Below are 12,684 nucleotides of genomic sequence, written 5' to 3' on the forward strand. Positions count from 1 at the left end.
CCCACCTACTCGCCTCCGCCCACGTCGTGCCGCACCGACTCCATCCGCAACGGCAGCAGGCGCATCGCGCCCACCAGCTCACCGCCGTGCCCCCACGTGACGGACGGGTCCGCGGCGAGCCCGCGGTCCGCGCCGTCGTCCCGCACGACCCGCCGCAGCCGCGCCGGCGCGAACCGCAGCAGGCCCGGTTCGGCGGACGTGCTGAGGTAGCCGAGCTGACCGCTGCGGCACAGCTGCGTCATCTCGCCGTCCGCCTCGGCCCGCAGCGCCGCCGACGCGGCGGGCGTCTCCGACCACACCCGGGCCATGAGCAGGTCCCTCGGCCCGTCGTCGCGGCTGAACGCGGTCGCGGTGAACACGCCGCGCCGGCGCACGTCGTCGGCGTACTCGTCGAGCAGCCGGTCCAGCCGTTGCTCGTAGACGCCCGGCGAGGTACGCAGGGCTGACGTGGCGGCAGGCCACGCGGGCTCCAGCGCCGACCGGCAGACGTCCACCAGGTCGGCGCGCACCACCGCGTACAGCTCTTGCGGCACCGGCCGCGCCACGCGCTCCACGTCATCCGGGCCCGCCCCGCCGCGCGGCACGGGGAAGAGGCGCTCCTCGGCCCCGCGCAGGGTGTCGACGATCTCCTCCAGGCCGGCCGCCACCTCGGCGGCGGCCGCGGCGATGGCCTTCCTCCGCCGCAGCGGCCGCCACTCCTTCGCCACGGCGTGCTCCGCCAGGAGCGTCAGGTCGGCCACGGCCTCGCGCATCGCCGCGAGCGCGAGCCGGTCGCGCCACCGCCGCACGGCCGACCGCCAGCTCAGCACCACCACCGCGCCGCTGAGCAGCACCGCGGCCCAGACCACCGCGTGGACGAGCCAGCCCGGGACGTCCAGGGGTGCCGCGTACGCGGCACCGACCGCACCGAGCACCACACCCGCGACGGCGACCACCCCGTACGTGAGCAGCGCCGGGGGCAGCGCCGCGCCGAGCCCGAACTCGCCCTCCGGTCCGGGTCGCCGGGCCAGCGTGAGCCAGCCGGCCCCGAACCACGCCCCGGCGAGCAGCGCCCCACCACCCCACCCCGCCCACCCGGGGCCCAACGCGAACGACACCAGCGCACAGGCGAGCAGGACCAGCGGCAGGCACCACACGCTCAGCGGCCACCGCTGGAACACAGGCATCGCCAGCCCGATCGGGCCCCGCCCGCGGGCGTCCTCCAGCGCCGCCGTGCAGCCCTGCGGGCCGCTGCGCGCGGACGTCATGCGCAGCTCGTGCGCCAACGCCGCCAACGCGACGCCGCCGTCGAGCTGGTCGTCCACCGCCCGCCGCAGGTCCGCGGCGATCTGCGCGCCCGCGGGCTCCACCGGCGGCGAGACGCCCATCGCGACCACGTCCTCCGTCGACGGGCGGCCGACCTGCACGTGGCTGTCGATCCTGGTGAGCAGCTCCACCAGCACCAGGCGGTAGTTCTCCACCGCCTGACCGGCCCACAACACGTGCCGGGCGATCTCCTCGCCGGGCCGCCCGCTGCCGAAGAGGGCCGCCGGCGTGCTCAGCGCGTGCGCCAGCTCGGCGACGTGGTTGAGGCGCTGGAGGACGTCCAGCTCCGACCTGTGGACGGGTCCGGCGAACACCGCGCCGTGCCCGGCCGGGGGCAGGTGCGCCGCCACGACCGCCGCGCCGATGTCGCGCCCCACGACGTCGTCCCGGGCGCACAGCGACCGGACGGCCGCGGCGCGGGCGGTGGCGAGCTCGACTTCGTCGGCCGCGCAGGACACCAGCCGTATCCCGGGGCTCACGGCGGCGCCGGCGAGCCCTTCCGCCACTTCCACCAGGCGGTCGAACAGCTCGGGTACCCGCAGTGCGGCCACCAGGTCGTCCAGGCCGCTGCCGGGGCGGTCGGGCGGGCGCGGCGCGGACCGGTCGCGCGCCCAGTCCACGCCCCGGGCGTCACCGACCCACAGCACGACCGCGTGCCGCAGCACCGGTGGCAGGGTGAGCGCCACGCCGTCGAGCCGGTGGTCTTCGTCGGGCTCGCCGACCGCAACGCAGACGACGGAGGTCACCATGTCCTCGCTGAGCAGGTCGAGGTAGAAGGGCGCGTGCTTGACCAGCGAGTTCGCGTGGTCGAGCACCACCACTCCGCCGGAGGGGTCGACCGGCTGTTCGGTGGACTCGTCGCGCAGGTCGAGCACGACCACCTCGGGGGTGTTCACGGCGTGAGGCCCCCGCCCAGCCCGTGCGCCACGTCGACCTCTTCGCGGAGGTCCCGCAGGCTCTTGGCGGTGTTGCCGACCTTCAGCTCCAGCGCGGTCACCAGGGTCTTCGACCAGAACTCGCGGATCACGGCGAGCTGCGGTTCGCGGCTGAGCACGCGGTGCTGCTCCGCTTCCTTGACCTTGAGCAGCTCCTGCTCGGCGAGGTCGACGACCGCCGCGAACTCCGGCGCCGGCGGGCGCGGCGACCGGTCGGCGTGCGCGGGCCTGGCCGACATCAGCCGGCCCGCCAGGCCGAGCCTGCTCAGGTTGTCGTCGGTGAGGACCCAGCGCTCGTAGGCCTGCAGGACGCTCGCCCACGACGACAGCGCCCCCAGCGGCGTCAGCTCCAGCTTCATGGACACGGCCTCGCGGCTGCCCAGCTCCACGGTGATGAAGTCGGGGCTCTCCGGCCGGCCGGTGACCACCACCTTGCCGTCCCACGCCGCGCACAGCAGCCGGTGCAGCACCTGCGCCCGGTCCCGCGGCGCCATCAGCAGGTAGTCGGTGTTCTGGCCGAGCCGCCGTCGCCATTCGAGCGTGTCCTGGGCCTGCGGGTCGCGCTGGGCGTCCGCCCACAGCCGGATCACCCGGCGCAGCTCCGGCACCTCCGTGACTCCCATCGAACTGCGGTTGAGGACCACGACCATCGCGTCCGCCTGCACCGCCCGGTACTGGGGCTCGCCCACCATGTCCTGCGGCAGCGCGATCTCGCGCCGCAGGAACCGCTCGACCTCGTCGTTCTCCTGCTTCGCCGGGTAGGTCACCAGGGCGGTGAGCGGCCCGTGCCCCTCGGGCGCGAACCCACCGGGCACCAGCTCCGCGAGCTTCTGCCGGAACCGGTTGAGGTCCGTCTCGTTGACGCTGTTGTCCCGCCTCTGCACGGCGTTGGCCATCAGGTCGTCCATGCGCGGCACCAGCGCCGGCCGGTCCCGGTCACCCGGGCGGATGCGCTCGGACACGGCCCGCTTGACCTGTCGGCGCACCTCGGCGACGGCGGCCTCCGGGTCGGTCACCCCCAGCTCGAACGCCGAGACCCACCCGTCCCGGCCGAGGACGAGGTTCAGCAGGTGCCCCTCGTGCGGGTGCTCGGGCAGCTGGGCCGCGTAGTCCTGTTTCAGCCGGGCCAGCACGGCCTGGTAGAAGCCCTCCAGGCCGCGGTCCTCCGGCGGCAGCAGGTAGGTGACGCCGACGCGCGGCTTGTAGAGGTCCTTGGAGCGCAGGTCGAACTGCTGCGGGTCGTTGCGGGCGTGCTCCTCGAACTGGTCGAGCACCAGCCTGAACTGCTTGTTGAACGAGTCCCACGGTCGCGACCACAGCCGCTTGCTGTCGTTCCACGCGCCGTTCCACTGACGACGCGTCTGCCACGCGTACCACTGGTCCTGGAGTTCCAGCACGTGCCGCACGGACTCGTCGGAGATGCGCAGGCGCTGGGTCACGCGGCGGCGCAGGTCCACCGGCAGCGGCGGCGTCGCGGGGTTCAGGCCGTGCGGCGCCGGCGGTGCCTGCCGCCAGGTCTCCAGCAGGGACACGAACCCCGCCCGGTCGAGCGGGTCGCTGAGGTCGTTGCTGCCGTAGATCGTGCGGTGCAGGCGGAAGAGGTCCACGTGGTGCAGCAGGTCCGAGGCCGCGGCACGGGGGTTGAACTCCTGCGCCAGCGTCGCGATCGGGCCGGCCAGGGCCTCGTGGCCCCGGTCGATGTTGTGCTTCATCGCTTCGGCGCGGTGGTTCAGCGCCTCGACCACGGCACCGAGCCCCACCGGGTTCCCCGGCGGCGGCACCCGCATCGGAGCGGCCTCCAGCAGCCGGTCGAGCCCCGCGGTGCTGACGAAGCTCCGGATGTGCGCCCGGTTGGACTCGGCCGCGCCGGGCGGCACCCGCAGCTCGTTGACCGCGTTTGCCAGCAGGTGCGAGCTGACCACCTCGGTCAGCTCCTGCAACGGTGTGGTGAGGGCCGCGACGGCGCTCGTCGTCACGCCCCGGCGACCGACACCCGTCTCGGCGATGGCGTTGCGGTCCACCTTGCTGTTGATGAACCCGTCCGCGAAGGACATGTACGGCCGGTTCGCGCCCTCCTCGTCGTCGTCCTGGTCCGTCGGACCGGCACCGATCAGCGAGGTCATCAGCGACACCATGGAGCGGTGCAGGTCGTCGCGCCGCACCCCACCCACCGGGCGGCCGAACAGGAACGCGGTCTGCACCGTGTTCGCCGCGAGCTGCACCTGGTCGAGCTTGTGGTGCGGGTAGCGCACGGAGACCGCGCCGTAGGCACCCACCGAGTCGAACTCCGTCACCGCGGCCTGCGCGTTCTGGTCGTCGACGAGGCGGAACAGGTCGACCAGCGCCGACCCCGCGTTGAGGTCGGCGGGCCGCCCACCGCCCTGGCCGTCGTCGAACGCCGACGGCATCAGCACCAGCGGGTAGATCTCCGCCTGCTTCTGCCCCTTGGCGATCATGTCGCCGATCAGGTGCAGGTAGTCGTAGTAGATGCCGCTGCCGGTGCCGCCGGCGACGGAGAACACCACGAACACGATCACCGAGTCGACGCGGTGCGTGCGCTGCCCGCTCACCTGGTACAGCTCGCCCGCGGACTGGTTGATGTCCGCCAGCGCCTTCTTGATCCCCAGCAGCGCGGTGTCCGGGTTGCGCCGGATCGTCTCGAACAGCACGCTGCGGCCCACCGTCGGCAGTTGCCCCGCGCCGCGGACGAGCGGGCCGATCATCGGGTCGCTCTCCCGGGACGGCAGCCAGCGGATGGCGTCCTCGTCACTGTGGATGCGCAGGCTCTGGGCGACGTCGGAGGAATTGGTCAGCTTCGCCGGCACGAGGTCCGCGAGCAGGTGCGTGGTCCGCTGGGCGGCCTTGTCGTGCTCACGACCCGGCACGACCTCGCGGCGCACCCGCTGCAGCTCGTTGGCGCTGAGGTCCGCGTAGACGAATTGGAGGCACGCGGGTAACTGGTAGGGCAGGAAATCCGGTGTCTGGATGTCCGCGAGCAACCGCGTCCCGTCCGGGCCGCACAGCTCCTCGCGCAGCCGCTTCTCGAACTCCGCGCCGGCCTTGCACCCGGTCCCGCCGAGTCCGACGAACAACATCGGTTGATAGATCTTCACTGCGCAACCGTCCTCACAACCGTTCGCACGAAGTTCGTGCGAACGCGGTCAACTCGGTGGATGGGTGGTGCCCCGGCGATCCCGCCGGCTCACCCGAACGGGTTGTTGGGGTCGACGTAGACGGTCCGGTCGTCGCCGTCGCGCGCCGGGCCGCCGTACGGATCGGGCCGGGCCCCGTTGCCGCCCGCGCCGGCCGACGGGTAGGGCGCGTCGCCCGACGACGCGAACGGGGCGGGCGCGCCACCGGGTGCGGGGGGCGTCGACGCGCCGTACGCGGGTGGTGCGGAGAGCAGGTCCGGCCCGCTGGACGGCGTGAACGGCCTGGGTGCCGCACCGGGCACGCCGCGCTCGTCCAGGACGACGATCGAGAGGTCCGGCGAGATCGAGTGCTGCTCGCCCGGGACCAGGTGGGCCGGTTGGCGCCCCGGTGCCCGCAGCACCAGGCCCCGGCCGTTCCGGCGCACCACGTACGCGCTCGACTCCCCGGCGCCGGCGTGCTGGAGCTGCGGTCCCGTGAAGTCCTCGTGCACCACGAACCCGAACGCCCGGGCCCTCGGGTCGCGCGGTTCCACGTCCGACGTCACCTCACCACCCCGCCAGAGCTGTGCGCGCAGGCCGTTGACCCGGCGGGTACGCGCCCGCGCCAGCAGCCACAGCAGCGCGGCGACCACCAGCGCCACCAGCACGACGGCGACCGCGATCAGCCACCACAGGTTCCGGTCGACCCACGTCGGCTTCGCGACGACCTCGACGCTGATCAGGCGCTGGTCCACGACCCGGGTCGGGTTGTCCTGGTCCACCAGCCGCACCGTGCCGCCCGTGCCGCCGAGCCGGGTGTCCTCCGCGAACCGCAAGGTGAACGGGGTCTCCGCCGTCCCGGGGGGCGCGTCCACCGACGCGGGCTCGACGGTCAGCGACGTGCCCGGGGTGAGGTCGGCGAGCTCCAGCCGCAGGCGCACGGGCGCGGTGGACCTGTTGGTCACCGAAACCCGGCCCGTCAGCGACCCGCCCTGCTCCACTTGGGCCGTGTTGCGGTCGAACAGGATCTGGTCCTGGACCGCCGAGAGCGCGCTCGCCACCCTGGTGTTGAGGACCAGCGTGTCGCCACCGACGCCGATCCCCGTCACGGAACCGGTGAACGCCAGGTCGCCCTTCGCGTCGTCGGGCACCGCGAGCTGCCCGGTGAAGGTGCCGTCACCCTCCGGGTCGGCGAGCCGCACGTCCCGCGCGGGAAAGCCCGAAGCGCCGGTGAGGGTCGTGACGAAGGTCAGCCCCTGCAACGCCTGCTGATCGGTCACCGCCCTGTCCCGCGCCCGGATCTGCATCATCACCTCCACCACCTGCCCGGCGGCGGGCTCCTGCGGCGTGGCGGTGAGCAGCGCCTTCACCACGGCCTGGTAGACGACCGTGGCGAAGACGTTCTCGGCGGGCACGGTCGCGGAGGAGACGCGTATGCGCCACGTCCCCGGCGTCGGACCGGTGATCAGCACGGACTCCGTGTCCGTCGACTGGCCGGCGAACTCGAAGCGGTCGCCGCCCTCCTCCGGCGCGGGGCGGGTGGCACCCGGTGCGAAGTACTCGACCTGCACGCCGGGGTGGCGCTTGTAGACCAGGATCGACGCGTCGGCGGCGATGGCCGGGATCTCGGCGGTCAGCTCGACCGAGCCGCCCGCCGGCACGTCCACCGGCGGGGTCGGCGTGATCTTCGCGCAACTGGCGGAGCTGAACGCCTCCGCGACGACCCTGGTCAGCTGCGCCGCGGGCACGACCTGCGCGCTGGGGTTGGCCGCGGCCGGCGTGCAGCTGCGTCCGCGCGCGAAGCCGCCCAGGGCGGCGGTGTCCGCTCTGCCGAACCCCAGCGGCCAGACCTGCGCCCCCGCCTTCTCCAACTCCCCGAGCACGTCCTGGGCGTTGGCCGCCGCCGCGGCGTTGCGCCGCTCGGCCGAGTCACCCCACTGCGGGCTGTTGGAGACGTCGAGCTTGCCGTCGGTCAGCAAGAACACGATCTTCTTCTCCGGACCGGGTTTCCGGACCGTGTCGAGGGCCTGCTGCAACGCGGCCGCGTGATCTGTGCCGGCGCCCTCCGCCTCCGTCCTCTTGTGCAGGCCGTCGATGCATTTCGCAATCGAGTCGCGGGACTGGGCGTCGGACAGGGCGGTGGGTGGACAAACGACGTCGACCGGGCTCTGCCCGGGCCGGTCGGAGCTGCCGAAACCGACCACCGACATCACGGAACCGGGCGAAAGCGTGCTGAACAGGATGGTTTTCGCGGCATCTCTCTCCTGGACGACATCACCGTCCTCCAGACTGCCGGACTCGTCCGCGAGCACGACCACCCGGAGTGGCGGCAACGCCGGCTGAGCCTCCTGAGCTGCGACTTCAACGCCGGTCACGACCGGCATCAGCGCCCCCAGCGCCGCCGCGGCGACAACGGCGACCCAGCGCCCCCGCCACTCCCCGAAAATTCCCATGGGTCCAGCCAATCCACGTCCGCACAACGCGCCACCACCTCTTCGGCAGCGCCAGGTTACCGCCAAATCGACGAAAGGCGGATAGTCGTTACACCGGATGACGACGAATCCGCAATTTGACGGAGTGCGTATCCCGATTGTTGCGGAAGTGCGAGGAACGCTCCCTATTCGTTGCCGGAACGAATTGATCACCAACAGCGCAGGTCATCGACTCGACGGCGACCCCACCGGTGAGCGGAAATCGGTCAACCGCTTGTGGGACGGCGAGCTCGGTCGAGTTCGAGGGTCACCACCGGTCCGTCCCGCGGCCCTCGTCCACCACGGCCGCCCGCGGGTCGTCGTGAACCCGTAGTGGCCTCGTCACCGTTCGTGGACCGCCACCCGGTCGGGTGCCTACTGTTCGGGCAGAGCATTCGCCTGACGGGGGTGTCGCGTGGCCGTGCTGCCGTACCCGTTCCACGAACCGGACGACCTCGGGATCAACGAGACCTACCTGCGGCTCCAGCGCGACGAGCCCGTGGCGCGCGTGCAACTGCCCCACGGCACCGAAGCGTGGCTCGCGACGCGGTACGCCGACGTCAGGACCGTGATGGGCGACCCGCGGTTCGTCCGGTCGCCGGTGATGGACGCCGACCGCGACCCGCCGCGCACCATGCCGGAGGTGCCGCGCTTCGGCACCATCCTGAGCATGGACCCGCCCGAGCACACCCGGTTGCGGCGCATCCTCGCGAAGGCGTTCACGGCCCGGCGCACGGCCCTGCTGCGGGAGCGCGCGCAGCAGATCGTGGACGGCCTGCTGGACGAGATGGAGGCGCACGGGTCGCCCGCCGACCTGGTCGGCGCGCTGGCGATGCCGACGGCGATCACGCTGATCAGCGAGATGCTGGGCGTGCCCGACCTGGACCGGGTGAAGTTCCGGGAGTGGTCGGACGCGGCGGTGGCGATCACGGCGTTCACCGTGCCGGAGATCGAGGCCGCGTTCGCGAACCTGCACGGCTACCTGCGCGAGCTGGTCGAGCTGAAGCGCCGTGACCCCGGTGACGACATGCTCACCACGCTGGTCACCGCGCACGACGAGGAGGACCGGCTCACCGAGGAGGAGCTGGTGTCGTTCGGCGTCACGCTGCTCATCGCGGGCCACGAGACCACCGGCAGCGAGATCTCCAACTTCACCTACCAGCTGCTCACCCACCCGGAGCGGCTGGCCGAGCTGCGGGCGGACCCCTCGCTGCTGCCCGCCGCGATCGAGGAGCTGCTGCGGATCACGAAGCTGTCCGGCTCCCCCGCGTTCCCCCGGTTCGCGACCGAGGACGTCGTGCTCAGCGGCGTGACGATCGCCAAGGGCGAGGCCGTCTTCGTGGACGGCCTGGTCGCCAACCGCGACGGGTCGGTGTTCCCCGACCCGCACGTGATCGACTTCCACCGGCCGTCGAACCCGCACTTCGCCTTCGGGCACGGCGTGCACCACTGCATCGGCGCGCCGCTGGCGCGGATGGAGCTCAACGTCGCCCTCGGCACGCTGCTCGCCCGCTACCCGGACCTCCGCCTCGCGGGGGAGGTCGAGTTCAAGCGGGGGCGGCTGGTCCGCGGCCCCCACCGCCTGCCGGTGGCGTGGTGACCGGCAGGCGGCCCCGTCGGGAACCGGTCAGCGGCCCCCGGGCGCGAGGGTGAAGAACCTCCGCTGCCACAGCGAGTGGACCTCGGCGCGCACCTCGTCGGTCAGCTCCCCCGCCAGCTCGGCGACGGTGGACTTGCCGTCCACGGCGGCGAGCAGGTCGAACACCGGGGGCGACAGCGCCGCCGACGGCCCGAACGAGTGGTCCAGGTAGATCTCGGCGGCGGCCTCCTCGCCGGGCCGCCAGTCCCGGCGCAGCCGGGTGTCCGGGCGGAACGCCGGCACCAGGTCGTCCACGGCGGTCGCGCGGCGGCGGACCAGGAAGTCCTCCACCACGAGCACGTCGATACCGGTGGTCAGGTAGCAGGTGAGGGCGTCGTGCACGGACTGCACGATCGGCTCGGCGTTGTTGTTGAACGACGTGTTGAGCAGCACGGGCGTGCCGGTCAGCTCGCCGAACCGGGTGATCAGCCGGTGGAAGCGCGCGTTGGCCCCCGGGGTGACCACCTGGACCCGCGCGGTGCCGTCCACGTGCGTCACGGCGCCGAGCTCGGCGCGCCGGGACTCCCGCACCCGCACCACGAACGACATGAAGCCGTGCTCGGCGGCGGTGTCGGTGAGGTCGAAGTAGGTCTGCGCCGCCTCCGGGGTGACGGCGGGCGCGAACGGCCGGAAGCTCTCCCGCTTCTTGACCATCGCGTTGATCCGGTCCCGGTTCTCCACCGGGCGGGCGTCGGCGAGGATGCTCCGGTTGCCCAGCGCGCGCGGGCCGAACTCGGAACGCCCGTGGGCCCAGCCGACCACCGCGCCGTCGGCGAGGAGCCGGGCCGTCGCCTCGACCACGTCCGCGGGCCGCTCGACGTCCACGAGCCCGCTCCACGCCCGCAGCTCCCGCTCGACCTCGTCCGGGTCGCCGAGGTCCGGGCCGAGGCTCGCGGCGGTCAGCCCGGCGACGCGGGTGTGCGGTGCGCCGAGGCGCCGGGCGGCGACGATGGCCGCGCCCTCCGCCGCGCCCGCGTCGTGCGACGACGGGTGCACGAAGACCTCGTCGAACAGGCCGGACCGCAGGATCGCGCCGTTGAGGCTGCTGTTGTGGGCGACGCCGCCGGTGAAGCACAGCCGCCGTGCGCCGGTCCGCCGCGCCCAGTGGCCGACGACGTGCAGTGCCAGGGTCTCCAGCGTCTCCTGGAGCCCGGCGGCGAAGTCGCGGTGCTCGTCCGTCACCGGCTCGCCGGCGCGGCGGGCGGGGAAGCCGTTGGCGTAGAACGGCTCCGCGGTGGGGTTGATGTCCGGGATGGAACCGGTCAGCTCGTAGTCCCCGTCCGGCAGCAGCCGGTAGAGGCTCCGGAACTGCTCGCGGTAGGTCGCCGGGTCGCCGTACGGGGCCAGGCCCATGACCTTGTACTCGTCGCCGAAGCCGTAGCCGACGTGCCCGATCGCGTCCTGGTAGAACAGGCCGAGCGACTGCGGGACCGAGTACGACCGAAGTTCGCGCACCTCCCCGCCCCCGGCGAGGTGGACGGTGGTGGAGACGGTCTCGCCGCGGCCGTCCATGACGACGACCAGCGCGTCGGCCATGCCCGAGCGGGCGAACGACGACCAGGCGTGCGCCAGGTGGTGACGGGTGAACAGCACGCGGTCCGGGTCGATCTCCCAGTCCAGCTCGGCGCGCAGCCGGTCGCGCAGCAGGTCGCGGCCGAAGCGGACCGGTTGGGCCGGGGAGGCGAGCTGGAAGTTGCGCAGGCCGAGGTCGACGAGGTCCTGGTCGAAGTAGTAGCCGACGGCGTCGACGTCCTGCGGTCGGGCGCCCGCGATGTCGAGGCAGGCGCGGATGGCGCCGGCCGGGAACCTGTTCGTCTTCTTGATCCGGTTGAACCGCTCCTCCTCGACCGCCGCGACGAGTTCGCCGTCGGCGACCAGGCAGGCGGCGGCGTCGTGCATGTAGGTGCGGAACAAGCCCGGTAACAGGTCGAAATGACCGCTGATGCCCAGGGTCAGCATGGTGTTCCCTCTCCGAGTGGTCGTGAGCCGGGTGGTCGGGCCGGTCGGTCGCCCGTCCGGGCGGACCCACCTGAAACACGCCCTAGCCGAGCAGTCCTTCCAGGACGTCCGCGGCGACGGGTGCGCCCGGGGTCGCGCGCAGCGCCGCGCCCAGCGCTTCGGCGGCGGGCCGGTGGGCGGTGGCCGCCGGGACCGCCGCGCGCAGGTCGGCCGCGGTGGGCGCGTCGAGCGCGATCCCCAGTCCCAGCTCCGCCGCGCGCGCGGCGACCGCCCGCTGCTCGGGGATGCGCGGCACCGCCACGACCGGCACGCCGTGGTACACCGCCTCCATCACGGAGTTCATCCCGGCGTGGGTGAGGAACACCGACGCGTGCCGCAGCACGGCCACCTGCGGGACGCGCGCGTGCACCGAGAAGTTCGGCGGCAGCGGCCCCAGCAGCGCCGGGTCCAGCGCGCCGACGGACATCACGACCTGCCAGCCGGTGTCGGCGAACGCCGTCACGCACGTCCGGTAGAACTCCGGTCGCGTGTTGAACACCGTGCCCAGGGAGATCAGCAGCACCGGCGCGTCGGACGCGGGCGACCACTCCTCCGCCACCTGCCAGGTGCCCGGGGTCGGCCCCACGAAGTGGAAGCGGTCGTCGAACGTGTCGGCCTCCAGCTGGAAGGAGCGCGGGATGAACACCAGGTTCGTCGGCGCGACGTGCCCGAACATCAGGTTCGGGTCCTCCAGGAACGTGAAGCCGGCCGCGAACGCCGCCATCTTCCCGACCGCCGCGGCCAGCGCCGGGTGGGCGTGGTCGAAGTCGGGCGGCAGGTACACCCGTGTCGCGGAGAACCGCTCGTTCTCCGCGAACGTGGGCACCAGCGCCACCTCGGGCACGCCCAGCAGGTTGGCCAGCATCCGCCCGGTGAAGGTCACCGAGTCGTAGCAGACCACGTCCGGCGGGTCGCCCCGGAAGTGCTCGGCCAGCACCGGGAACGACACCTCGGCGTCGGCGAGGAAGTGCTCCAGGGTGACCGCGAGCTGCTCGGCGGTGAACTCGCCCCGCTCGTCCATGTCCGGCGGCAGCTCCGAGGGCAGCACGACGGGCTTGGCGCCTGCGCGGGCCGGGCCCGACGCGGTGGCCGGGCCGGTCGCGTAGCTGACCCGGTGGCCGCGCCGGACGAGTTCCTCCACCAGCGGCAGCGTCGGGTTGACGTGCCCGGCGGCCGGTGCGCTGACGAACGCGAAGTGCGCCATC

At 73.0% G+C, this 12,684-nt stretch carries 6 protein-coding genes; 1 reads left to right on the forward strand and 5 read right to left on the reverse strand.

Going from position 1 to position 12,684, the window contains the following annotated elements; all coding sequences use genetic code 11:
* Nucleotides 1–5: 5 nt before the first annotated feature.
* From ACRAKJ_RS24930 to ACRAKJ_RS24940, 3 genes are all read right to left on the reverse strand, one after another.
* Nucleotides 6–2,201 carry a hypothetical protein gene (locus ACRAKJ_RS24930; protein ID WP_438919366.1) on the reverse strand — a complete coding sequence of 732 codons (2,196 nt, stop codon included), beginning with the start codon at nt 2,199–2,201 and terminating at the stop codon, nt 6–8.
* Complete coding sequence (locus tag ACRAKJ_RS24935) at nt 2,198–5,335, reverse strand: tubulin-like doman-containing protein (protein ID WP_447008689.1); 3,138 nt, start codon at nt 5,333–5,335, stop codon at nt 2,198–2,200. The genes ACRAKJ_RS24930 and ACRAKJ_RS24935 overlap by 4 nt, the downstream gene beginning before the upstream one ends.
* A gap of 107 nt (nt 5,336–5,442) precedes the next feature.
* Nucleotides 5,443–7,824, reverse strand: a complete 2,382-nt coding sequence (locus ACRAKJ_RS24940) for a VWA domain-containing protein (RefSeq protein WP_438919368.1) — start codon at nt 7,822–7,824, stop codon at nt 5,443–5,445.
* A 433-nt stretch (nt 7,825–8,257) separates the two neighbouring features.
* Between ACRAKJ_RS24940 and ACRAKJ_RS24945 the strand changes: the two genes are divergently transcribed.
* On the forward strand, nt 8,258–9,442 hold the full coding sequence (locus tag ACRAKJ_RS24945; protein ID WP_438919369.1) for a cytochrome P450: 1,185 nt from the start codon (nt 8,258–8,260) through the stop codon (nt 9,440–9,442).
* A 27-nt stretch (nt 9,443–9,469) separates the two neighbouring features.
* On the opposite strand, the gene ACRAKJ_RS24950 is transcribed toward ACRAKJ_RS24945, so the two are convergent.
* Nucleotides 9,470–11,440 carry a carbamoyltransferase C-terminal domain-containing protein gene (locus ACRAKJ_RS24950; protein WP_438919370.1) on the reverse strand — a complete coding sequence of 657 codons (1,971 nt, stop codon included), beginning with the start codon at nt 11,438–11,440 and terminating at the stop codon, nt 9,470–9,472.
* Between the two features lie 82 nt (nt 11,441–11,522).
* Entirely contained in the window at nt 11,523–12,683 is a 1,161-nt protein-coding gene (locus tag ACRAKJ_RS24955; protein ID WP_438919371.1) for a macrolide family glycosyltransferase, read from the reverse strand.
* Nucleotide 12,684 lies beyond the last annotated feature (1 nt).

The organism is Saccharothrix sp. DSM 118769, from assembly GCF_052936295.1.

Excerpts from the sequence above, each read along its gene's own strand:
- ACRAKJ_RS24935 (WP_447008689.1), bottom strand. The coding sequence starts at position 5,335 with ATGTTGTTCGTCGGACTCGGCGGGACCGGGTGCAAGGCCGGCGCGGAG.
- ACRAKJ_RS24940 (WP_438919368.1), bottom strand. The coding sequence starts at position 7,824 with ATGGGAATTTTCGGGGAGTGGCGGGGGCGCTGGGTCGCCGTTGTCGCC.
- ACRAKJ_RS24950 (WP_438919370.1), bottom strand. The coding sequence starts at position 11,440 with ATGCTGACCCTGGGCATCAGCGGTCATTTCGACCTGTTACCGGGCTTG.
- ACRAKJ_RS24955 (WP_438919371.1), bottom strand. The coding sequence starts at position 12,683 with ATGGCGCACTTCGCGTTCGTCAGCGCACCGGCCGCCGGGCACGTCAAC.